This is a genomic window from Alteromonas sp. V450 (genome assembly GCF_001885075.1).
Lineage (GTDB): Bacteria > Pseudomonadota > Gammaproteobacteria > Enterobacterales > Alteromonadaceae > Alteromonas.
Map to the genome: position 1 here is coordinate 2,685,808 of NZ_MODU01000004.1, position 24,255 is coordinate 2,710,062.

General features: G+C 43.9%; 20 protein-coding genes. 9 read left to right on the forward strand and 11 right to left on the reverse strand.

The window, feature by feature from the left end; all coding sequences use genetic code 11:
• Nucleotides 1-69: 69 nt before the first annotated feature.
• Nucleotides 70-1,257 (reverse strand): tetratricopeptide repeat protein, encoded by a 1,188-nt coding sequence (locus tag BK026_RS11705; protein ID WP_143142124.1) that lies wholly within the window; start codon nt 1,255-1,257, stop codon nt 70-72.
• 339 nt (nt 1,258-1,596) lie between these two features.
• On the opposite strand from BK026_RS11705, the gene BK026_RS11710 reads away from it, so the two are divergent.
• The 3 genes from BK026_RS11710 (at nt 1,597) to BK026_RS11720 (ending at nt 3,780) form a co-directional block, all read left to right on the forward strand.
• Nucleotides 1,597-2,103 (forward strand): fasciclin domain-containing protein, encoded by a 507-nt coding sequence (locus tag BK026_RS11710; RefSeq protein ID WP_071816009.1) that lies wholly within the window; start codon nt 1,597-1,599, stop codon nt 2,101-2,103.
• Nucleotides 2,104-2,270: 167 nt separating this feature from the next.
• Entirely contained in the window at nt 2,271-2,690 is a 420-nt protein-coding gene (locus BK026_RS11715; protein ID WP_071816010.1) for an MAPEG family protein, read from the forward strand.
• A gap of 127 nt (nt 2,691-2,817) precedes the next feature.
• Entirely contained in the window at nt 2,818-3,780 is a 963-nt protein-coding gene (locus tag BK026_RS11720) for a diguanylate cyclase (protein ID WP_083575165.1), read from the forward strand.
• Nucleotides 3,781-3,818: 38 nt separating this feature from the next.
• Here the strand turns inward: BK026_RS11720 and BK026_RS11725 are convergent, their stop codons facing one another.
• From BK026_RS11725 to BK026_RS11740, 4 genes are all read right to left on the reverse strand, one after another.
• Entirely contained in the window at nt 3,819-4,505 is a 687-nt protein-coding gene (locus BK026_RS11725) for a 3'-5' exonuclease (RefSeq protein ID WP_071816012.1), read from the reverse strand.
• Nucleotides 4,506-4,546: 41 nt separating this feature from the next.
• Entirely contained in the window at nt 4,547-6,376 is a 1,830-nt protein-coding gene (locus tag BK026_RS11730) for a DUF294 nucleotidyltransferase-like domain-containing protein (protein WP_071816013.1), read from the reverse strand.
• A gap of 104 nt (nt 6,377-6,480) precedes the next feature.
• The gene (locus BK026_RS11735) at nt 6,481-8,187 is read right to left on the reverse strand and encodes a sodium:solute symporter family protein (protein ID WP_071816014.1); all 1,707 of its coding nucleotides are present in this window, start codon (nt 8,185-8,187) and stop codon (nt 6,481-6,483) included.
• 3 nt (nt 8,188-8,190) lie between these two features.
• Nucleotides 8,191-8,457 (reverse strand): DUF4212 domain-containing protein, encoded by a 267-nt coding sequence (locus BK026_RS11740; protein WP_039216401.1) that lies wholly within the window; start codon nt 8,455-8,457, stop codon nt 8,191-8,193.
• Between the two features lie 257 nt (nt 8,458-8,714).
• Between BK026_RS11740 and BK026_RS11745 the strand changes: the two genes are divergently transcribed.
• Nucleotides 8,715-12,167: a PAS domain-containing hybrid sensor histidine kinase/response regulator gene (locus tag BK026_RS11745; RefSeq protein ID WP_071816015.1), complete on the forward strand. Its 3,453-nt coding sequence runs from the start codon at nt 8,715-8,717 to the stop codon at nt 12,165-12,167.
• Nucleotides 12,168-12,238: 71 nt separating this feature from the next.
• Here the strand turns inward: BK026_RS11745 and BK026_RS11750 are convergent, their stop codons facing one another.
• Complete coding sequence (locus BK026_RS11750; protein WP_071816016.1) at nt 12,239-12,862, reverse strand: mechanosensitive ion channel family protein; 624 nt, start codon at nt 12,860-12,862, stop codon at nt 12,239-12,241.
• 276 nt (nt 12,863-13,138) lie between these two features.
• On the opposite strand from BK026_RS11750, the gene rimK reads away from it, so the two are divergent.
• The 4 genes from rimK (at nt 13,139) to BK026_RS11770 (ending at nt 16,632) form a co-directional block, all read left to right on the forward strand.
• A complete protein-coding gene (gene rimK / locus BK026_RS11755) occupies nt 13,139-14,044 on the forward strand; it encodes a 30S ribosomal protein S6--L-glutamate ligase (protein WP_039216404.1) in 906 nt (301 codons plus the stop codon).
• Between the two features lie 46 nt (nt 14,045-14,090).
• On the forward strand, nt 14,091-15,122 hold the full coding sequence (locus BK026_RS11760; RefSeq protein WP_071816017.1) for a succinylglutamate desuccinylase/aspartoacylase family protein: 1,032 nt from the start codon (nt 14,091-14,093) through the stop codon (nt 15,120-15,122).
• Nucleotides 15,123-15,138: 16 nt separating this feature from the next.
• A complete protein-coding gene (locus BK026_RS11765) occupies nt 15,139-15,573 on the forward strand; it encodes a RimK/LysX family protein (RefSeq protein ID WP_071816018.1) in 435 nt (144 codons plus the stop codon).
• A 117-nt stretch (nt 15,574-15,690) separates the two neighbouring features.
• Complete coding sequence (locus BK026_RS11770) at nt 15,691-16,632, forward strand: amino acid ABC transporter substrate-binding protein (protein WP_071816019.1); 942 nt, start codon at nt 15,691-15,693, stop codon at nt 16,630-16,632.
• On the opposite strand, the gene BK026_RS11775 is transcribed toward BK026_RS11770, so the two are convergent.
• Together BK026_RS11775 and acs are read right to left on the reverse strand one after the other, a co-directional pair.
• The gene (locus BK026_RS11775) at nt 16,622-17,266 is read right to left on the reverse strand and encodes a response regulator transcription factor (protein ID WP_071816020.1); all 645 of its coding nucleotides are present in this window, start codon (nt 17,264-17,266) and stop codon (nt 16,622-16,624) included. The genes BK026_RS11770 and BK026_RS11775 overlap by 11 nt on opposite strands.
• A 16-nt stretch (nt 17,267-17,282) precedes the next feature.
• Nucleotides 17,283-19,229 carry an acetate--CoA ligase gene (acs, locus tag BK026_RS11780; protein WP_071816021.1) on the reverse strand — a complete coding sequence of 649 codons (1,947 nt, stop codon included), beginning with the start codon at nt 19,227-19,229 and terminating at the stop codon, nt 17,283-17,285.
• 323 nt (nt 19,230-19,552) lie between these two features.
• Here acs and BK026_RS11785 point away from each other — a divergent pair, with 323 nt between their 5' ends.
• Nucleotides 19,553-20,716: a DcaP family trimeric outer membrane transporter gene (locus BK026_RS11785; RefSeq protein WP_071816022.1), complete on the forward strand. Its 1,164-nt coding sequence runs from the start codon at nt 19,553-19,555 to the stop codon at nt 20,714-20,716.
• A 74-nt stretch (nt 20,717-20,790) separates the two neighbouring features.
• On the opposite strand, the gene BK026_RS11790 is transcribed toward BK026_RS11785, so the two are convergent.
• From BK026_RS11790 to BK026_RS11800, 3 genes are all read right to left on the reverse strand, one after another.
• Nucleotides 20,791-21,945 carry a Na/Pi symporter gene (locus BK026_RS11790; protein ID WP_071816023.1) on the reverse strand — a complete coding sequence of 385 codons (1,155 nt, stop codon included), beginning with the start codon at nt 21,943-21,945 and terminating at the stop codon, nt 20,791-20,793.
• Nucleotides 21,946-22,074: 129 nt separating this feature from the next.
• The gene (locus BK026_RS11795) at nt 22,075-23,127 is read right to left on the reverse strand and encodes an aldo/keto reductase (protein ID WP_071816024.1); all 1,053 of its coding nucleotides are present in this window, start codon (nt 23,125-23,127) and stop codon (nt 22,075-22,077) included.
• Between the two features lie 47 nt (nt 23,128-23,174).
• Nucleotides 23,175-24,230, reverse strand: coding sequence for a chemotaxis protein (locus tag BK026_RS11800; protein WP_071816025.1), 1,056 nt, complete (start codon nt 24,228-24,230; stop codon nt 23,175-23,177).
• Nucleotides 24,231-24,255 lie beyond the last annotated feature (25 nt).

A 24,255-nucleotide genomic window follows, 5' to 3' on the forward strand; every position in this document is an offset into this window, starting at 1 on the left:
TTAAGTTCCTTTTGTAGTGTTATTTTGCCGCAGCTTGTCTGCGGCTTTTTTTTGTCCTTTCATGCTATATCAACGTGGGCCGGTATTACTTGGCAAGCTCGAGAGTTTAGCCGTATAACGCAGCCGATCCTGTTCGTTGTCACTGTGGCGAGCCGCTTTCTTTATGTAGCTTTGTGCCATGATCATGTCTTTTTGCAGGAGGTAAGCTCTTGCCAACGCAAACAAAATTTCGTGATTTTTATCATCTAATTTCAAGCCAGCCTTAAAGTGCTCAACTGCGAACTCGATATCGCCTTGCTCAAGCGCTTGTTCACCCAATATATAATGATAAAAGGGATTATCGAGGCGTTTTCTCTTAACCATCTCACTTATTCGAGCGGCCTCTTCTGTTTTGCCTTGATAGCGATAGAGTATTGATAAATTCTCCCATGCAGTTAAGTTATCGTCATCCACCGACAACGTATATTTATAAACATTTTCAGCTTGTTCATAGGCGCCTACCATCCTATATAGCACACCTAAATTGGCCCAACTTTGCTGCAACTCAGGCGCAATTTTTGCTGCTGCTCGAAAATAGCTGTACGCTTTTGTGTAGCTGTTGGCTAATATCGCGTCTGCACCTTTGTTGTTGTAAAACATAGCGATAACTTTTTCTTTCGATACTGCCACTCTCGGAAACAGATTTCGAAGTGCTTGTGGGTCGAAGTCTACGTCAGCCCACTTTTCTCCAATTACGCTGCTTTTATAGTCACTTGGCAGAGATACGCGCAAATTTATGTGGCCATTCAATAGGCTGTAGCCTTCGCGCCTCGTCCAATACTCTGGAATATCAACTTCGAAAAATTTGGCATGTAACCCAGCATGTTCCGCCAATGCATAGGTCATGATAGACAATGACAAACAATTTGCAGCACGGTTATTGAACGTTACGTTTGCTGTTGTATTCGCGCTATTACGATAACGCATCCCTTTATCTGAATGTTCAAAAATAGTTTTTACAAACTTTTTGATGTCTTTTTTAAAGGCGCCCTTTTGATTAACAGCGTGCTCTGCAAATAACAGAGCGTCTTCTTCTAAATGAAAGATTTCTTCTGACGACTCAACAGCAAATGCATGGTGTAAAGGAAATAGCGTATCATCAAGCAGCTTGATTTCTTCACTTGTGTTTGTGTTTGGAATGCTTTTGCACCCCGTGACAGTACCGCTTAATAAAGCCAAAAAAACAAAACCAAACATCCACACTCGGCGAGTATTCATAAGTTACTATCCTTTACGCCCCCGACCTTTTTATTATAGCACCCGCCCCTAACTTTACATTCCATTTACATCAGCACGTGCGTGGTAGTCGCAACAAGAGCTTATAACAGTGCATATCGTATGGACGATACTTATCGCTTTCATTGCGCTCCTCAGAGACATTGATCTGTTTTTTGCGTCGTTAAAGAAACTTAATCATCATATTTTTTATTAATGGCGTATCAGACCTGAACTCGACGAATTTCGAAGTGCATCTTACAGCGTAGAAAAAGGTGCGAAAGGTGTTGAATGACATAAACCCTTAAATTTTTGTTTAATAACCAATCGGATGGATTAAGAATGAAAAAACTTATTAGTTTATTTCTGTTTGTTTTCGTTTCAACCGCTGCCTTGGCTGGACATCACAAAATGTCTGAACATAAAGACATTGTTGACACAGCAGCAAGAAATGAAATGTTCTCCACACTCGTTGCAGCAGTTAAAGCAGGTGATTTAGTTTCAACGTTAAAGGGTGATGGCCCATTTACCGTGTTTGCCCCCACCAACGATGCGTTTGCTGCATTACCAGACGGCACTCTGGAAATGCTTCTTAAGCCAGAAAACAAAGCAACGCTCGTAAAAATTCTTACCTATCATGTTGTTGCGGGCAAGGTTACATCGAAAGAAGTCACCGGTCTAAAAAGTGCGTCTACCGTTGAAGGTAGTGACGTCGCGATATCCGTAATGGGCGGCAACGTCAAAATAAACAATGCCACAGTCATCAAGGCAGACGTGATGACAAGTAATGGCGTAATTCACGTTATTGACACAGTGCTTCTGCCAAGCGAAGTCCAAAAGGCACTCTAACTCGAAGTAGGTTCCAAAAGATGTGTTGGGCGGTATTGAAACGCTCAACACTCTTTCGTGCTATAACCGATCCATTTACTCCCCATCTGAGTACAAAATTGCAATTCACGGTTGCGATGCCCTGTTCAAAAGATGCATACAGGCATCTTTTTAGAAAGGTCGCTTATATGTTTTCTACTTACTTCTACAGCATTGCAGGTCTTCTTGCGATAAGCCTGATGGTATTTGTACAAAACATCGTTGCTGCAATTGCACACCGAAAACAAAGCCGGTACATACCAGGAAAAGTGAGTGAAGAATTAAGTCACGACAGTTTTGTATTTAGAAGTCATCGTACTTTTCACAACTCGCTCGAAAACGTTCATCAATTCACGCTACCTGCTATCTTGTGCATTTTTCTTGGTGCTTCAACGACTTTGCTCGCAATACTTGTCTGGTGTTATTTCTTCGCAAGGCTCGCGCACATGGCGCTTTATTACCTGTTGGCAACAGAGAAAAATCCCAGTCCTCGGAGTTATTTCTATATAGTGGGCGTGTTGTCAACGTTTGGCGTATTCATCCTAGCCATTACACGTTTATTTATCTAGCGACACATCCCTGCTCACGCATTAAATGTCGTTACTCGGATGAACAAAACTAGACCTTTGAATAATGCACATTTAAACAATAGGGCGTTACCCTTATTTACGGTATTTCATGATGGATAAATGGGCTGTGTATATAGACGATGTCGGTCAACGGACACTTGCTGATTGCAGTGTGTTAATTGTCGACGACCAGGCAAGCAGCAGACTCGTGCTTGAAACGCTGCTAGAAGACACCGTAACGTGCATAGCTGTTAGTTCTGGGCAGCATGCGATAGACTACTGTGAGTCACATGTGCCGGACCTGATTTTAATGGATGTTTCCATGCCTGATTTAGACGGTCATGAAACAACGAAAATTCTCAGGTCAAAGCCAGCGCTTGCCAACATACCGGTAATGTTTGTTACATCATCTTCAAGCGATGACGAGCAGACAAAATGTTGGGAATCAGGCTGCGTTGATTTTGTCATTAAGCCAGTCAATGCTTGTACCCTAAGAAATCGTGTTAAGTCTCACCTACAGCATAAGCTCCGCAACGATTTATTAGAACAACTCATCTATATCGATAAACTGACAGGTGCTTACAATCGCCATTATTTGGACGATTACTTGCCAAGGCTAGTGAAAGAAGGAGCAAGAAATATTTCACCTCTGTCGTTGGTCATTTTTGACGTTGACCATTTCAAGTTGTACAACGACATGTATGGCCATCTTGACGGAGATAGCTGTCTTTGGAAAGTCAGTAAAACGATTAATGAAGCGCTCATGCGCCCAATGGATAAGCTTGTACGTATTGGTGGCGAGGAATTCTTAGCTATACTTCCAAATACCGATTTGCAAGGCGCAATTTCGGTCACTGAACGCTTATTAAAACTGGTGTACGATCTCAACATCGCTCACGCTTCTTCAGAATTCTCTCGTGTTACTGTTAGTGCGGGCATTGCAGTTAAAGAAGCTAACGATAATAAAACGATAGATTTTGTCATGCTTGAGGCTGACAAGAACCTTTACTCAGCGAAGACTTCCGGCCGTAATACGTTTTACGCCCCCCCACGCGCAAACAAGTCATCAGTTAAAAGCTACTCTGCCTAAGTCTATGTTTGAACGCGTGAATGACTTTTTTCACATTATCAACATTCCCCTATTCTCATTACGCCCAACGCTCCAGTGTGACTAAGTTCCTTTACATTATATGGTTTCTCAAGTCCGAGCTGCTGCAACTGAGCGAAATATAATTCTAATGTTGCCAGCGCATCGTCTAGTGCGTTGTGTTCTGGAAAGTTTGGTAACCCCAATCTTTGTCGACAAACCGACAACGTTGCGCTTTGCAAAGGGAGTACTTGATGCTGCTTTCTCAAGTGATAAAGCGCCAGCGTTAAGGTATCTACAAAGAGTACTCGTACTTGAGGCAATTTATGTTTTACAAAAGCATTGTGCAAAGCGGCTAGATCCAGACGCGCATTGTGAAATACCACGATAGAATCATTTAACCGCGGCAACATCCGTAAAAGGGCGTCGGACAATACACAACCTTCTGCTAGTATGCTCTCGGTAAGTCCATGGATAACTGGACTCTGCCCTAAATCTGCGCTTGAGTTAATTACGTCATAACGGCAAGAAGCAAGGTCGATAACGCCATTCACACCACTGACATAACCCATTGACGTAATTTCAGTGCACCGTTTATCCAATGATGTAAGCTCTAAATCTAACGCTGTATAGTTTATGGGTTGCCGTCCTAATACGCCTAACTTTTCGTAAAAAAGCTTTCTATCAATAATAGGCGTAAGCACATAATTAAGTACTTTATTGAACATGATGATTATGCCACTAACTTCGCTCTTATTGACGACATCCCTTAAGCTATTCCACCCGCAAACTTCATCACCATTGCTTGATTAGTACGTTCAATAGCTTTAAACGCGGCTTTAAGCTGATGCTTTTCTATGGAAGACAGCATGCTTATAGGTACCTTGTTATCGGTTACACTATTTGAGAGCTGGTGACGCCATCTCAACCGATTCAAAAAAAGCCAAATATCTTTTAAGTTTGTTGCATCTTTACTGGATAATAGTGACGATGAAGACAGGGCTGATAGACGCGCTAGCGTACCGGGTACGCCTACACCGTCGGCAAGCGCATAAATCCTAACGATATTATTGATTATCGCGACCGCTCTTTTTTTCAGATCAATCGTATCTTTTTGCTTTTCGCCTTTCTCGTAAATGAATTTTTGAAACATTGAAAGCGGCACTGACACCTCGTTGCTGTGCCGTGCAAGCGCAGCCAAAAACATCTTTTGCCTTAATAAAGGTGCCCTGCGCTTTTGGAGTACCTTAAATAAGCTGGTATCACCGGCGGCACAACGAACATCGAGAAAGATATTAAAGTGCATGATTGCATCTTTAGTCGGCGCGTCCACCCACTCTTTCGCCTCTTTAACTGCCCTCTCTAGTGATAGCGTCAGTGCAGGATTACTTGCCATAATATTGCCATCGCATAATTTAATCCCGCACTTGGCGAGCCCCCTACAAACATAATTCGCCATCGCTGAAAAATAGCTGGCTTGGGCATTGTCCGGTTCGCGTTCAAGCAATAGTCCGTTATCTTGATCCGAACCCATCGTTTGATCTTCTCTTGCTTGAGAGCCATACACTAACCATGCAAACATCATGGGCGCTTTACCATGTTCTTCCTGAAAAAAACTGATCAGTTTTCGCGTCATAATGTCTGTCGCCTGAGACAATATCTTGCCTGCAATGTCATAATCACCTGCCCGCTTAGCGTGCGCCGCAAAATAATGTGGTAGCTGCCAACTTAACCGTGTTAGCTCATAAAGACTCTCTGCTTTGGAGAGTTCACCAATAATAAATAAGACATTCCCGCGCTGATGACGAATAATGTCACTGGCAGTTATCATGCCTAAAGGACGGTTTGACTCTTGGTCGATTACAGGTAAGTGATGAATATTTTTCTCTGTCATTAACGCCATAGCATCAAATAAGGTGCGATTAACCTGTATCTGAACTGGCTTAGACGTCATCACCGTTTGTATAGCGTATTTTGTATTCATTGCTGTCGCAACAACACGGGAGCGCAAATCTCTGTCAGTTACTATCCCTGTAAGATTACCGTTTTCTGTGATTAATAAAGAAGATACCTTTTCCTTCGACATCAAAGCTGCGGCTGATGAAATTGACGTGCTCACTTCCGTGGATACCGGTGCTTTGTCGATAACATCAGTAAGAGCCTTGTATAACCACATTGAGTTAGAATCTGATATCGCATTATTTTGTAATGCGTCATGCCTCAACCCAACAAAAAAACGGTTGACCGAAGGCAAAACCAGCAGCTTTTTTACATCATCAGCTCTAAAAATATAAACGAGTCCAGGGCTATCTACTGCTATCGTAAGCGCTACTGGCTTACTATCAAAAAGCGTAGAGTAACCAAAGTAATCACCTTCGCTCAAATGCCTCGGCGAATTGTCTTTATCGCTCACAGAAAACTGGCCGCTTTGGATAAGAAACAAACACCTTGAAGCATTGGTAATTTCAGAGACATTCTCAGGCGTTACATATACCAGTAGAGCGTGTTGGATAAGCCCTTTTCTCTGCTCGGGATTTAAAGTGTCAAATGGCGCTGAAGTAGACAAAAAGTCTTCAACTTGTTTTGCAATCGCCGCCATATCTTATCCTTTTGTTTTCTTATCAATACAAACAAAGAAGCCGGTCTGGCTTTTAATACTGCAGACCGGCTTTACACGTTGTAAGTAGTTACTTATTAAAGGGCCTAGTGCGCTGACGCTTCACCCGCCCCTTTAGGATAACGAATACTTTCTACCAGCTCTTGAATTTCTTCAGGCGCTTCATCTGTTGCTTTAAACACGAGGAAAGCAACAATGAAGTTCACCATCATACCTAAGGTACCAATACCTTCAGGAGAAATACCAAACCACCAGTTGTCAGGCGTATTGGCCGCTGGGTTTACAAATTTAAAGTAAATAATGTAAGCCGCTGTGAACACAATACCTGAAATCATACCAGCAATAGCACCTTTATCGTTCATGCGCTTGCTGAAGATACCCATAATAATTGCTGGGAAGAAACTCGACGCCGCTAGACCAAAGGCAAATGCCACCACCTGTGCCACGAAGCCTGGCGGATTAATACCGAAGTAGCCCGCTATGACAATAGCCACCCCTGCAGCAAGTCGCGCATACATGAGCTCGGCTTTATCGGTAATATTTGGCATAAAGTTTCGTTTCAGTAAATCATGGGAAACAGACGTTGAAATAACCAATAGCAAGCCTGCAGACGTTGACAGCGCGGCTGCCACACCACCCGCTGCAACGAGTGCAATAACCCACGCAGGTAAGTTCGCAATTTCAGGGTTAGCCAGTACCATGATATCGCGGTCAACTTTCATTTCGTTGCGCTCGTCACCCGAATAGAACATCTTGCCATCGCCGTTCTTATCTTCATATGAAATAAGGCCTGTTTGCTCCCAGTTTTTAATCCACGACGGTGCTTCTTCATAGCTGGTTCCCGTCATTTCTGGGCCGTTGATGGTTTCTATCATATTCACACGAGCAAACGCTGCTAACGACGGTGCTGTAGTATAAAGAATGGCAATAAACGCTAAGGCATAACCTGCTGATTTACGCGCATCATGAACTTTAGGCACTGTGAAGAAGCGAACGATTACGTGGGGAAGACCTGCAGTACCCACCATCAACGCAAAAGTAATAAAGAACACATCGATGGTACTTTTCGTCCCCGAGGTGTATTCGTTAAAGCCCAGTTCGACGGATAAATTATCGAGTTTTTGCAGCATATGCACCCCCGAACCGTCAGCAAGAGTAGCACCGAAGCCAGTTTGCGGCAGGATGTGCCCTGTTACCATCATAGAGATAAATACCGCTGGTACAATGTAAGCGAAAATCATTACACAATACTGCGCAACCTGTGTATAGGTAATACCTTTCATACCGCCAAGTACTGTGTAGAAGAACACGATAACCATGCCGATCACCACGCCAGACACAATATCAACCTCTAAGAAGCGGCTGAATACCACACCTACGCCACGCATTTGACCTGCAACATATGTGAAGCAAACGAAGATTGCACAAAATACCGCAACCGTACGTGCAGTTTGTGAATAGTAACGATCACCAATGAAATCAGGCACCGTAAATTTACCGAATTTGCGTAAATAGGGAGCTAAGCAGAGCGCAAGCAAAACATAACCGCCGGTCCACCCCATTAGATAAACCGCACCGTCGTACCCCATAAATGAGATAAGGCCTGCCATTGAGATGAACGAGGCTGCCGACATCCAGTCTGCCGCTGTCGCCATTCCGTTCATAACAGGCGGCACGCCGCCGCCCGCTACGTAAAAGTCATTAGTCGACCCTGCGCGGGCCCAAATTGCAATTGCAATATACAGCGCAAATGACGCGCCAACGATAATAAATGTTAAAGTTTGAACGTCCATGATTTACTCCTCATCTACGCCGTAGCGTTTGTCCATGGCGTTCATCTTCGCCATATAGACAAAGATCAATGCAACAAATACGTAAATCGAGCCCTGTTGTGCAAACCAGAAGCCTAATTTAAAGCCAAAAAACTGAATTTCATTTAAGATATCGACAAACAGTATGCCGGCACCAAATGATACGATGAACCAAACGACTAAAAGCTTAGCGAGGAGTGCAAGGTTTTCACTCCAATAGGCTTTTTTGTCCTCTTCATTTCTAAATGCCATTGTTTCACCCTCATGTCAGGTTAACTAGTTGTTATGATTTTACAATTCCCTAACGCTCGGCTTTGTTAACGTTATTGCTTCAAATATGTCGACTTGAAAAAAGTCTGACGAATCAGCATAAGTCAAGCATTTAGGAGGTCGCGTATTACTCTAGACCTGCATATTAAAATTCAAAATGAGACCATGGTCGTAGGTCGACCAAGGTCGAAATGGTTATAATAACCACCAACATGTTAAATATTAGTTAAAGGATAGCTATGGTTTTTGGTTGGATAACGTTAGCAGTGCTTTACCTTTTTTTGCTATTTACACTAGCAAGCTGGGGTGAAAAAAATTCGCCTCGCGCACGAGCACTTTCATCGCACCCTGCGGTGTACTCGTTAGCCTTGGCTATTTATTGCACGGCATGGACGTTCTTTGGCATGGTTGGTCAAGCCAGTAGAGATACTTGGATATACCTCCCGATCATGCTTGGGCCTATTCTTGTTTATGCACTGGGCTACAAATTTATCTACAAAATGACGCTGGTGAGCAAAAAACAGCACATTACAACCATCGCCGACTTCATTGCATCCCGTTATGGAAAGCGACAAACCGTTGCATTAGTGGTTACCCTTATTGCCCTTCTCGCTACAATCCCTTACATCGCGCTGCAACTGAAAGCGGTAGGCGCTACGTTCCAATTACTCACACAACAAACGAATAGTGATGTGATTGTTTTAGCCGCCACTGTATTTATTGGTGTCTTTGCTATTTATTTTGGTACTCGACAAGCGGATGTGACGGAGTACCGTCGGGGTTTAATGCTGGCTATCGCGTTTGAATCTTCAATAAAATTGCTCGCATTGGTGTTGGTCGCCATCGTTGGATATAGCGCTTGGAAAAGCACAGAGTCTGGCCCTTTTTTTGCCAGCTTTATCAATGAAACAGCGCTCTCCCAATTCGGCTCTTTTTCGTTTATTGCACAAACCATTATGGCCGCTGCAGCAATCGTATGTTTACCCAGACAGTTTCATGTTGCCATCATCGATAACCTTAGCCTTGGTCATATTCGTACCGCAAGATGGCTCTTTCCTCTTTACCTTACGATCATCTCGGCTGTTATTCCCGTTATCGCGATTGCCGGTAAAGCCATTTTTTACGACTCGGGAGTAGAGCCCGACTCTTATGTGTTATCACTTGCTGTATTTTCAGAGTCGGTATTACTGCAAATAATCGTCTTTGTGGGTGGGCTCTCCGCTGCTACAGCCATGATAATTGTTGCAACACTCACGCTTAGTACCATGCTGACCAATGATGTGATCCTACCAAGAGTATTGGCGCTTGGTAACAGAACCGACAGCAAACAAGACCAATCAAAACGTATCCGTTTTATTAGAAGGATAGTTATTGCTTTCATTTTAATGTTGGCGTTTTTCTATCATCAACAAATGACCGGAAGTCGTTCACTGCACTCTATTGGACTTATTGCTTTTTCCTTAGTAATTCAGCTGATGCCTGCTATCGTTGGTGGGCTATACTGGAAGCGCGCCCATGCTCATGGCGTGTACGCGGGCCTAATGATCGGTTTAATTATATGGGTGTTATGGCTAGTACTTCCCATAGTAAGTGAGCAGATATCTCAATTAGAGCAAAATGAATTGATTAGCCAAGGCGCAATGATTTCACTTGCCGCTAACACCTTTGTTTATGTGATTTTTTCGTGGTTTGCACCGCAACGACTGATAGATCGAATTCAAGCAGAAGCCTTTGTCTCGCCTGCCATCTCGGCGTCATCGACAAACAACACCGTAAAAACACCATCAATTGATGTGACGGTTTCAGACCTTATTACTTTACTGTCGACATTTATGGGCTCTGGACGCTGTGAGCAGCTGTTAACCCAATACCAGCAGCTGAACAACTGCCAATTAAAGCATGAAGAAAAACCTAACGAATCTTTTCTCTCTTTTTGTGAAAGGGCGCTGGGCGGCGTTATTGGGGCGTCAAGCGCAAAAGTCTTATTAGATAGCGCCCTGCGGGGCAAAAAAATGGACTTCACCGAAGTGGTGAACTTTTTTGACGATACCACTCAAGCCATGCAGTTCAATATGACTGCACTTCTAACATCGTTAGAGAATATGGATCAAGGTATTAGTGTTGTTGATAAACACCTTAACCTTGTTGCATGGAATAAACGATACGCTAATTTATATCCTTATCCTGACGCATTGTTGGCTGTTGGCACGCCCATCGAAAAACTCATCCGTTACAACGCTTCCCAAGGCGAATTTGGTACCGATAATGTAGAAAGCGAGGTTGAGAAGCGGCTCAGCCATCTTCGCTCCGGTATGCCACACCGCTTTACGCGCCAGCGTAAAGACGGGCGAGTCATTGAAATGGTTGGAAATCCATTACCCGGAGGTGGATTCGTTACTAGTTTTAACGACATCACAGGGCACGTTGAAATTCAGCAAGCACTTGAAGAGTCAAATATTGACCTTGAGGCGAGAATTAAAAAACGTACCGAAGAAGTGCACTCAATCAATGCAGAACTAAGGTTAGAGATAGAGCGCCGCTCTGAAGCCGAAAAAGAATTGATTCGAGCCCGAAAAGCAGCCGAAGATGCAAACGCCAGTAAAACAAAGTTTCTAGCGTTAGCCAGCCATGATGTTCTTCAGCCTCTCAATGCTGCCAAGCTATACGTCAGTGCGCTTGAAGAGCAGGAATTACCCGATTCAGCGACCACTATTATACAAAAGCTCAGTCACAGCGTTACGTCGAGCGAAAACTTGATAGGTACGTTGCTAGACATTGCTCGCCTAGACCAGGGTGAAATGAAGCCTGAACTTGAGTCAGTAGATGTACGTGCACTTTTAGGTACATTAATTGACGAGATGGCTATAAGAGCAAAAGAAAAAGGGCTCAACTTTAATGCCGTTATAAGACCTTGCTGGGTGCAAGCTGATAAAACTTACTTGTATAGAATTGTGCAAAATTTACTTTCAAATGCGGTCAAATACACTGATAGTGGCAGAGTGTTATTTATCGTTAGGCCTCAAAATCACCTTGTCGATTTTAAAGTGATGGACACGGGCATCGGTGTTTCAGACGATAAAAAAGAACATATTTTTGGTGATTTCTTTCGCGCTCACGAAAGTAAAGAACACGGGTTAGGCCTTGGCTTAGGTGTGGTGAAACGCCTGAGCTTGCAATTGGGCAGTGATATTCGCGTTGAAACACAACCGAATAAAGGCAGTTGCTTTTCTTTCAACCTTCCAAAATCACAACCAAAAACCAAACAAACCGTTACAAGTCACCATAAGTCCACTACCTTTAGTGGTATGAATGTGCTTTGTGTTGACGGCCAGAAAGAAAATCTAGACGCTATGCAAACATTGCTGCAAAAGTGGGGAGTTAACGTCGCACTAGCGAACAACTGGGATGACGCACTCACCTTATGTAAGACGATTCAACCACAAATTTTGTTAATGGATTATCAGCTTAGTTTTGATGATGAAAAAAATGGGCTAGCGTTAATTGAGGAAATTAGACAGCGGTTAAACGTTGTTGTCCCTGCAGCTTTAATAACTGCGACGCCAGACGAAACGCTGGTTACACAATGTAAGGCGCAAGGGGTTAACTTTTTAGCTAAACCACTTAAGCCCGCCAAACTACGAGCGTTACTACAAAGCATGACCCGATATATAAAAGAAGCAAACAATGTCTAGTGTAAAAACGCTTATCACCGGTGTGTAGATAAGTGTCGCTGTTTGCTCCTAATGCAATCATAAAAATGGCGTCATAACATTTCTTCGTGTTGTTTACTCGCTTCAACTTTAACCGGTGGGGTTTCTACTGTGGCCTTTGATACCACTTTTCCCATAGCGCCCCACTTTGTCTTTGGATTAAGTAAAACCGGACGAGTTAAAATAAGGTTATTAGGGTACATGAGCGTTTCACGCTCGGCGGTCACTAATCTGGTGCTAAATGGCCCGACGTCAGCAATAACACCTTCAATATAATTGTCGCCGTCTAAAATACGAACATAATTACCGCGTCGATAGGCAACGTTCGTGAGTAAAATAAAGTATGCAGTGATATTGCTAATGAGGGACCAACTCGCAAAAAGTGCTACACCTGTAACGGTAATTATTGACGTAGACAGCACCAGTAAACCTGAAAAATCTATGCCCCATGCCAGCAGTAACAGCGAAAAGGTTACGGTGGCGACAATCACTCTCGCCGCTAAAAGCCCCCTTATTGCACTGTTTGATTTTAACTTCGATTTTTCGATGTTGGTTTCTAGCTTTGGCAATAGTTTTCGTGACATTGCTAAATAAACTAATAAAACTATACCACTCCACACGACATTGGACTGATAGACAGTTAGCCAATCCAAAAACGCATGCCACCACTCGATCATTGCTTATACCTTTTTTAACACTTTTTTATTGCGCTTATCGCTACAGCTAACTTGTATATAGCTGTATACCCAACGATTTTCTCCATGCTAACGCGAATACTCAAGAAGTTCATGCATTAAAAGCAATCGACACAACAAGAATAATTCGTAGGACACCTCCCACCATGTGCATTAGTATGCGCGCAAAAATGACTTGTCTATTTAATATTCACGTTCTAACGTTGTAGTGGCAAGTCTAAAACGATAAAACAAATCTTAACTTAACAGGCTTTTATAATGCGCATTGCAATACTTTCTCGAAACCCTCGCCTTTACTCAACGTCACGATTAGTAGAAGCGGGACAAGCTCGTGGGCACCAGGTTGACGTGATTGATACCATGCATTGCTACATGGACATCACTAGCGCAAGACCTTCTGTGCGCTACAACGGTAAAAAACTGCCCTATTACGACGCGGTTATCCCTCGCATAGGTGCTTCGGTGAGTTTTTACGGAACATCTGTTGTGCGACAGTTTGAAATGATGGGTACATACAGTCTTAATGAATCTGTAGCGATCAGCCGTTCGCGCGACAAACTGCGTTCCTTACAGCTACTATCCCGTAAAGGTATTGGTATGCCGCGTACAGGCTTTGCGCATCACCCAGATAAAATTGACGATGTTATTAAAACTGTCGGCGGTGCTCCTGTTGTTATAAAGCTGCTTGAGGGCACGCAAGGTATTGGTGTTGTATTAGCCGATACCCAAAAAGCCGCAGAGTCGATTATTGAAGCATTTATGGGACTTAATGCGAGTATTTTAGTTCAAGAGTTCATTAAGGAAGCTGGCGGCGCAGATATTCGCTGCTTTGTTGTGGGCGGTAAAGTAGTTGCAGCTATGAAACGACAAGCAGCACCAGGGGAGTTCCGCTCCAACCTGCACCGAGGCGGACAGGCAAGCTTGGTGCGCTTGAGTCCAGCAGAGCGCAAAACGGCTGTTGATGCAGCGAAAACAATGGGGCTTAATTGTTGCGGTGTGGATATTTTGCGCTCGAATAACGGCCCTGTCGTCATGGAAGTAAATTCATCCCCGGGCTTGGAAGGAATTGAAAAGGCAACGAACAAAGACGTGGCCTCAATGATTATTGAATTTATAGAAAAAAGTGCCGAACCCCATAAAACCAAAACTCGAGGAAAAGGTTAACGCCTTAAAAATCGCTTGGCAATAACGTTAATACAGGAAATCGTGAGTGGTAAATGACGTTTTAATCATTGGGGGCGAAAAAATCGCCCCTGGTGAAACAAAAAAAATTGAGCTAGAGATGCCGCCGCTATATACGGCAACAAATATGAGCATTCCGGTCTATGTAAAACGCGGTAAACGCCCTGGCCCAATTATGTTTGTTAGTGCCGCCATTCACGGCGATGAGCTCAACGGAATTGAAATTGTAGGTCGACTTATTCGCTCTAAAGCAATTGAACGCTTGAGAGGGACGCTCATTGCCGTACCTATGGTAAACGTGTATGGCGTACTCAACCAATCTCGTTATCTACCTGACAGGCGTGACCTAAACCGCAGCTTTCCCGGCAGCAAAAAAGGCTCGCTAGCAGGCAGATTAGCCAATTTATTTTTCAAAGAAGTAGTAAGTAAATGCGACGTGGGTATAGACCTGCACACGGGTGCAATACACAGAAGCAACCTTCCGCAAATTCGTGCCGATCTCGATGACACCGAGGTGTTAGAAATGGCAAAAGCATTTGGCGTGCCTGTGTTACTAAATGCTGAACTGAGAGACGGCTCGCTGCGAGAAGCAGCCAGTGAAAGCGGGGTTAAGATTTTACTTTACGAGGCAGGGCAAGCGCTTCGCTATGATGAATTTTCCATTCGCGCTGGCGTTAAAGGCATCATCAACACTATGCGTCATCTTGGCATGCTCAATAAAAGCCGTAGTAAAGGACATAGCATTGAACGTTTTATTGCTCGGCAAAGTGGCTGGGTAAGGGCCCCAGAAAGTGGGTTCGTGACGCATTTAGCCCAGCTTGGCGACCATGTAGAAAAAGGTGACAAGCTCGCTTTTATTGCAGACCCCTTTGGTAACTATTTGGATAGCCTTGAAAGCCCAGCTGAAGGTGTAGTTATAGGTAAACAGAATATTCCGCTTACGCAAGAAGGTGAAGCGGTGTACCACATTGCGTACTTCAATGAGCCTGATACTGTCGCTGAACACGTGGAGCTTTTACAAGACAATTTATTACCACCGGAACAAAGCCCTATTCTATAACTTTGGTAGAACACTGATGAACAATAAAAAAATTGTAGGTGCAGTAGAGCTGTGCGATTTACCTAAGCTAATGATCACTGATCTCAACGTTCGCGTTGACACTGGCGCAGCGACATCATCGCTCCACGTTGACAATATTGAAGAGTTTGAAAAAGGTGAAGAACTTTGGATTACGTTCGATATACACCCAGATATTCACAATGTTGATAGAGTAGTAAGAAGAGAAGCCAAAGTGGAAGGCCAAAAGCGTGTTAAAAGTTCCACGGCAACCAGAGAGAAGCGCTATGTTATCATTACGCCAATCGTCATGGATGGCTATCAGTGGGATATTCAGCTTACTCTTACCGATAGGTCAGAAATGACGTACCTAATGTTACTTGGAAGAGAAGCAATGAGCGGTCAATTCATTGTGGATCCTGAGCACGACTTTCTTCTTACAGGTAAAGACTAGCGAAAACTTAAAACCTGCCCATCGAATGGACTACCGCTGGGCAGCTTCATCAGTTGGACTAGAGCTTAAGCCGCTTTTAAACTACACTCTAAAAATGTCAAGAATACGGATCTACAGATGACGTTTCCCCGCTTAATCGCTGTGCTTCTTTTAAATGCATTTGCTTTTGGGTCTATTGCCGCAGCTCAGAACGCTGAACCCAACGTTTCTTCTAACGAAGAATCCGAGCCCTCCCACACCATACTAAGACTCCCAAACGTTCACCCTGGCCGAGATGCCATTTACGATTACGCCAAACAGTTACTTACCGAGGCACTCTCTGTGACTGAGCCTCAATACGGTACGTTCAAGCTTGTTGTAAGTGAACGTGAAACTGCACAAGAGCGTCAGTTACGTAGTTTAGAGCATAACATGTTAGACATAACATGGAGCGTAACATCCATAGAACGAGAACAATACTACCTTCCCATCCGTATTCCAATTATGGCTGGGCTACTAGGTAAGCGTGCCTTATTAATAAAAGAAGGGGATGAACGACTCAATCAAGTAAGCAGCTTAGAAGCACTGCGTGAGTTCCGTGCTGTCCTTGGTTATGACTGGCCTGATACGCAAATATTCCGCGCTAACAACCTGCCGGTATTAGAAACCACCTATCGCGCATCTTTTCGTATTGTATCCGAAGGGTTTGCAGATATATTTCCCAGAAGTGTTATGGAAATAAAAGAAGAGTTGGACGACAAAACACTAACCCGCGGTCTATCTATGTCACCCAACCCTATTGTCGCTTACCCAAGTCCAATCTTTTTCTTTGTAAGTAGGGACAATCCGGAATTAGCCAAACGCGTTACCGAAGGGTTGCATACCTTGATAAAGACAGGACGATTTCAAACGCTACTATCCAATCAACAAAACTACCGTGATGCCATTGCATTACTTGAAGGGCGAACTGTCATTGAATTAGAAAACCCGCAGCTTAGCGAGCAAAGTCGAGAAGCATTAGATAGGTTTGTTACCCTAAATGGCGAGTTGTTTCACAAACAAAATGAAATCATTGAGTAGGTGGTTCAAGTTCAAGTTGCGAAGCAATAAGAACAGCCTGAGTGCGATTATTAATACCCAACTTTTTGAAAATCGCGGTCACGTGCGCCTTAACTGTTGCCTCAGCTATCTCTAAATTAAAGCCAATTTGCTTGTTCAGAAGTCCATCACGCATGTAGCAAAGCACCTTATACTGTGAAGGCGTGAGCGACGCTACTTTATCGGCTAGCTCTGAAAAAGCTTCGTCGACTTTATCAACATTTTCAATAAAATTGTCGGGTAGCCACACATCGCCGTCCAATATTGCTTCTACAGCACTTGCAATATCACTCGCACTGGCAGTTTTAGGTATAAAGCCCAGTGCTCCCACACTAATAATTTTAGAAATTAAGGTTGCGTCTTCAGTGCCCGACACGACCGCAACAGGTAGTTCAGGGAAAAGTTTTCTAATGTGGAGTAAGCCGAACAAGTCATTACTACCTGGCATGTGTAAGTCTAGCAACAACAAGTCGATTTCCACACTGTTTAGGATATCAACGGTTGTCGCTAAATCCCCTGCCTCTTTCAGTTGTAAAGATGGCATCGACAATGACAACGCACCTCGTAGTGCATCGCGATAAAGCGGATGATCATCAGCGATAAGAAGGGTTATCATTGTCTATGGTCCTTAATTACTTGTTAAGACGCTCCTCAATAAGTGTATCAACAACAGACGGATCCGCCAACGTAGACGTATCGCCTAATTGATCATGTTCATTAGCTGCTATTTTTCGCAGTATTCTGCGCATAATTTTTCCCGAGCGTGTTTTAGGCAAACCACGAGACCACTGGATCATATCAGGAGTAGCAATGGGACTCAGCTCCTGACGAACCCACCCCTTAAGCTCTTTAGTTAGTGCTTCATCCGCCTCAACGCCTTCGTTTGGCGTGACATAAACATAAATACCTTGGCCCTTAATATCGTGAGGAAAACCAACGACAGCGGCTTCAGCAACTTTAGGGTGTGCAACCAATGCGCTTTCTATTTCGGCAGTGCCTAAACGATGACCAGACACATTCAGAACATCATCTACGCGCCCCGTTATCCAATAAAAACCATCCTCGTCACAGCGAGCGCCATCTCCGGTGAAATACACGCCTTTATAGGCACTGAAATACGTGTTAATAAACCGTTGATGATCACCGTAAACAGTACGAGCTTGGCTCGGCCAACTGTCTTTGATAACCAGGTTTCCTTCCGCAACACCTTCAAGTTCTTTTCCATCCGCGTCAAAAAGCGCAGGTTGGATACCAAAAAACGGACGCGTGGCAGATCCGGGTTTTAGTGGTGTGGCGCCAGGCAGTGGTAAAATCATATGCCCACCTGTTTCAGTTTGCCACCAGGTGTCAATAATGGGGCAGCGACGTTGACCAATCACCCGATAATACCATTCCCATGCTTCAGGATTTATAGGCTCGCCGACAGTACCCAACAATCGCAATGACGAAAGGTCGCAGCCCTCGGCCGGCACATCGCCGTGCGCCATGAGCGCACGTATTGCGGTTGGCGCTGTATACAAACTGTTTACCTGATACTTTTCTACCACCTGCGCCACGCGTTTGACATCTGGATAGGTAGGCACACCTTCAAAAAATACCTGTGTAGCTGCATTAACCATTGGACCATAAACCATATAGCTGTGTCCGGTTATCCAACCAACATCCGCAGTACACCAATAGACATCGTCTTCTTTAAAATCAAACGCGTATTTGAAGGTCATGGCTGAGTACAATAGGTATCCCCCTGTTGTATGAACCACGCCCTTTGGCGTTCCAGTAGAACCCGACGTATACAGTATAAATAGCGGATCCTCAGCGTTCATTACCTCAGGTTCACATTGCGCTGAACATCCTTCTACTGCATCGTGCCACCAGACATCATGCGCGTCGTTCCAGTCCACTTCACCACCGGTCAACTTGTGAACCAAGACATGAGTAATTGAGGGACACGCGCCACCCGCCAGTGCTTTATCAACGTTCGCTTTTAATGGAATACTTCTACCTGAACGACGACCTTCATCGGCAGTAATAATCACCTTCGCACTACTATCGTTGATGCGATCTGCAATTGCGTTAGGTGAAAAACCACCAAAGATTACCGAGTGGACCGCACCTATTCGTGCACATGCAAGCATTGCATATGCTGCTTCTGGCACCATTGGCATATAAATAGCCACGCGGTCGCCTTTCTGCACGCCCATTGCTTTTAGCGCGTTAGCAAGCTTGCACACTTCATAATGTACTTCTTGATAGGTGATATCCTGACTATCCGTTGGAGAATCGCCCTCCCAATGAAAAGCGACCTTTGTAGCGTTGTTAGCTAAGTGGCGGTCAATGCAGTTGTAGCTCGCATTCAACGCGCCGTCTTCAAACCACTTTATCGATACATCGTCTTCGCCAAACACTGTGTTTTTAATTTTTGTTGGTGCCTGATACCAATCAAGCATAGTGGCGTGCTCACGCCAAAACTCCTCAGGTTGCTCTACCGATTTTTTGTACATCGCGTCGTACTGTGCGGCATTGAGGTTTGTCGATTGCAAAATACTCTCTGGCACTGGATAGGTTTTACTGGCGGTCATGGTTGCTTGCCTCCAAAATGAAAATGTAAAATTCTTGTGGTAATGGTCAACACAATAGCTTTTCAACAATAAAGCAAAATGAGACTTTGGTCTTACGATAAATAATTAAGCAGTTATTCAATAACGTTGTTACCTTGCAGCGTTATGATCCAACAAAAAAGCGAGCACCTTTGCTAAATTCTCTCGTCTTTTCGCAAAGTTAGCTAACTAAGACTATAGTCGTATGCGACCATCGGCTTATTTTAATTTGAGATAATAAGTACACAATCACCAATGTTAACGTTGAATTTACATTTAATTAACCACTTTTTGGAACATACACGATGAAAGCTAAAATAAAAAATTCAGCAACTGCTATAGCGCTTTGCTTAGCAGCATCAGGAACCACAGCACATGCCGCCAATTTTGGTGATACTAGTGTTAAATTCACAGGCTATGTAAAAGTTGACGCCATGCTCAGCGATTATTCAGACGGCACGATAGCTTCTGGCAGCGTTGGTCGGGATTTTTACATTCCCTCTCTAACACCTGTTGGTGGGGCTGATGAAGACGCCCAATTCGACGCACACATAAGAACGTCGCGCTTTCGCTTCTCAACCTCAACGCCCACCGCTGAAGGCGACACAATAAAAGGCGTATTTGAACTCGACTTTGTTGTTACCGATGGTGGAAACGAAAGAATTAGTAACTCGTATGTTCCGCGTGTACGTCACGCCTACATCGCTTACAAAAACTGGTTGGTTGGTCAAACGTGGACCACATTTATGGATGTAGGCTCATTACCTGAATCACTTGATTTTATTGGGACCACAGACGGGATCACATTTGGTCGCCAAGTTATGGTTCGCTATACCAACGGAGGCCTGCAGCTGGCACTTGAAAACCCTGAATCAACCATAACGCCTTTTGGTGGCGGCGGTAGAATAGTAAGCGATGACAATAGCTTACCCGATTTTGTTGCTGCCTATACCCACAAGCAGGATTGGGGACACATCAAGATTGCTGGTTTATTTAGACAATTGTCTTACGATAACGGTGACGACATTGATGCAGATGAAACCAGTTACGGCGTATCACTTACTGGTAAATATAAACTGTCTAACGGTGATGACATTCGCTTTACCTTTAATACCGGTTCTGGCTTAGGCCGTTACAGTGCACTTAACGCGGCAAATGGAGCAGTGTTAACTGAAAGCGGCGATCTCGAAACGATAGATACGACTGGTTACGGCGTAGCCTATCGCCATGTTTGGAACGAAAAAGCTCGCAGTAGTATTATGTTCTCTGCGTTTGACGCAGATAATGATACGTCGCTTACAGGTTTGTCAGTAACAGAAAGTACCTACAGCGCTCGCGTAAATTACCTTTATTCACCAACAAAAGCCCTTACAGTAGGTGCTGAATACGCGTTCGCGCATCGAGAAGTTGAGGCGGGACTAGAGGGTGATATGAATCGTTTTCAAGTATCCGCTAAATACGCATTTTAAGCATAGAGAACAAGTTAGAAAGAAAGGGCGCGTTACCAAACGCGCCCTATTTCGTTCTAAACGTTCAACACGTGCTAAATAAATGTGAAAATAATGCTCAGCGGAAATAGAAAGAAAACTCCACCAACATACGCCGCACCGTATAGCTTCGTTTCTGAAGCGAGCACCGAAAGTTGATAGGATAACATCAACGGGATATTTCTCAGCGCGGGCACGCCATAAATTACTGTTACACCTAGCACGTTGTAAATAAGATGAACTAAAGCGATTTGTAGCGCTACGCCGCTGTTTACACCAACAACGCCCAATGCTGCAATCAATGCAGTAATACATGTACCAATATTAGCACCTAGCGTAAAAGGGTAAATATCTCGCGCTTTTAAGACGCCTGTACCCACCAGTGGTACCATAAGTGACGTAGTCGTCGAAGAAGATTGTACCAGTACGGTCATGAATGCACCTGAGGCAATACCCGATAGTGGACCTTGTCCAACGCTTTTGTGCAGCACCTCTTTCGCTTTACCCACCAGAAGCGATTTCATGATCTTCCCCATGTAGGTAATCGATATCATTATCAAAGCAATACCAATGAGAATTTTCACGATACCGGGGTAGATTGAAGGTAGAAATTGTAGTGCACTGGTCACCGCATCTGACAAAGGCTGCGTTGCTGCTTTAATGGGGTTAAAACCACTTATCCCCACACCTTCAGCCGAATGCAGAAGCGAAACAATATGCCCGCTAAGAAACTCCAAAACACCAAATGCCATCTCTAAAGGAAGAAATATAAGCACGGATAAAACGTTGAAAAAATCGTGGACTGTCGCTGCATTGAACGCCCGTTGAAACTCGTCCTTTTTTGCCACATGCCCCAAGCTTACTAAGGTATTAGTGATACTCGTACCAATGTTCGCCCCCATCATCATTGGTACGGCTATGGTTATCGGCAAGCCACCTGCGACCATGCCTACAATGATTGATGTGACGGTGCTTGAAGACTGGATCAGCGCCGTCGACACCATCCCGATAATAAGCCCCATCACTGGATTGGAGGCAAAAGTAAATAGTGTTTTTGCCTGCTCACCTGCAGCGTATTGAAAGCCACTGCCGATCAAGCTAACCGCTAAAAGCATTACATAAATTAACAATACAAGCAGCAACCAACGCTGCCAATTTCGGTTACCTTCAAGCGTCTCAGGGGTTGCGAGTTGAGGGTCTGTTGTTGGCATAAATAAGCGCAAAATAAGTCAAAAAATTTATAGTATGACTTTCACATTACACAAAAATGACGGAGCTTAGGTGATGCTCCGTCTGTATTGATGGCAGGCTATTTCTTTTTATCGGATGGCTATCGTAGATTAATATCCCAGAGGATGTGCTCTTAGTACCTCATGTACCTGTGACAGGACCTGTTCAGACAGACTTAAATCGAACGCATCTAAATTTTCAGACAGTTGCGTCATTGTGGTGGCACCAATAATGGTCGACGTTACACCAGGCACTTGTTTGCACCAAGCTAAGGCTAATTGTGACGGCGTTATTCCTGCCTCCTCTGCAATTTGCACATATTTAGCCGTTGCAGCTTGTGCTGGCGGCTTATCCCTAAACAAGCCCATGCGTTGTGCCAGTGTCCACCGGCTACCTTCTGGGCGCGCGCCATTTTGATACTTCCCACTCAACATGCCAGTTGCAAGGGGTGACCATGGTAGATAAGCAATGTTTTCCAGTTCACACATTTCAATAAGGTAAGGCCAGTCTTTGGCGTGAAGTAAACTGAATTCGTTTTGAATGGATACCGGGCGGGGAACCCCCATTTCGTCACATAACCTTAAGTATGTGTGAATGCCCCAAGGCGTATCATCAGACAGCGCCCAGTGACGAATCTTCCCTGCTTGCAATGCGCGGCTAATACCCATCAATATATCGCGCATGCCATCGACTTCACGCGCTCTATCTGTTTTGGTTGGGTTTGCACCATCTGGCCAGTGTTTACCAAAATGTGGTGTTACTCTGTTAGGCCAGTGTAGTTGATAAACATCTATATAGTCTGTCTTTAAACGCTCAAGTGAATAGGCTAGCGCATGGTCAATTGCTTCGCCTGTAATACCACCTGCATTTCGAATGTACTTAAGACCACCTCCAGCTATCTTTGTCATCAAAACGATACTAGAGCGTTGGCTTGCATTACGAGAAAGCCAATTACCAATAATGCGTTCGGTATCACCGTACGTATCAGCGTTGGGTGGAACAGGATACATTTCTGCAGTATCAATAAAATTTACGCCTCTGTTCAAGGCATAACTTATTTGCTCATCTGCATCTTGTTGCGTGTTTTGAATTCCCCAGGTCATCGTTCCCAAGCAAATATCTGAGACCTTCAGGTCGCTACTTCCTAAGCGATTAAACTTCATTGTGCCGTTACCTTCTTGTGAGCTATTCAGTTGAGCGTGAATACGTTCTAAGACACCTTTTTATCAGCTAACTCTGCCTCTACACGGGCGAGCCTACTTTCAATATCTCGTTTAGACTCAACCATTTCGTTAGCTAATTCTGCAAGTGATTTTAATTCTGCAAAACCGAGTTTTCGCGTATCAATCATTTGATACTGACGTTTACAACGATAAAAGAAAGTTAGGAAATTAACAAAGGCGTGATGAAAAGTCGCAAAACTCTTGATTAATACAAGAATTAATACGACAGAAGTCAGAACCGCAATACCAATACTATAAATACGGACACGTTCCTCTTGCTGTTCAATCATGGGCTGTAACGCAGTATCAATTCCCTTTAACTGATTTTCAACCTTGTGCGCACTTTGCCTAAACTCACCTCGAAGGCCTTCGTTATGGGTTACTCCGAACAGAATATAAGCTTCAAGCAATGCGTTTAATGCTGTTTTGTACTGCGCGATTGTGTTCTGAAAGGCGACATCATTATCAGAGACAGAAAGAAGACCGCGAAGCTCAGTGATTTCTGCTGCAAAACGTGCTTCATTAGTAATCTGAAAGTTGCGCGTGGCCAACATCAATTGATTTAACGTATCTTTTAGCGCAGCGGTTTCCATCTGACTTGATGCAGCTAATCTCGCTTCTGAAACCCTTATTTCACGACGCAGTCCTTCATCAAAACGTAAACCAATTTTTCGTTGTATCGATACAACCTGTTGGAATTTCTCGCTGTATGTTTCAATCGAGCGTGAAAGGCTTTCAACATCAGTCACAGGTAACCTATATTCATCGAACAAAGGCACTAGTGTTTGTAGTCGAGCATTAAAAGATACAACTTTCTCTGAAAACCTTTTGAAGTAAACCTCGTCATGCCTCAACAAAAAGTCTTTTTCGTGCCTGCGCATCTGAAGTAAATCGGTATTCATTCTTAAAAGTGCATCGCGCTGCTGATTAAGATGAATCAATTGCTGGGTAAAATAGTGCTGGCTAACCACCAACATACCAATCCCAACAACACAAATTAAGGTTATCAACACCAAACGAGACTTTATCGAATCAAACTTCATAGTAAGCCTTCCATCATAATTAGCA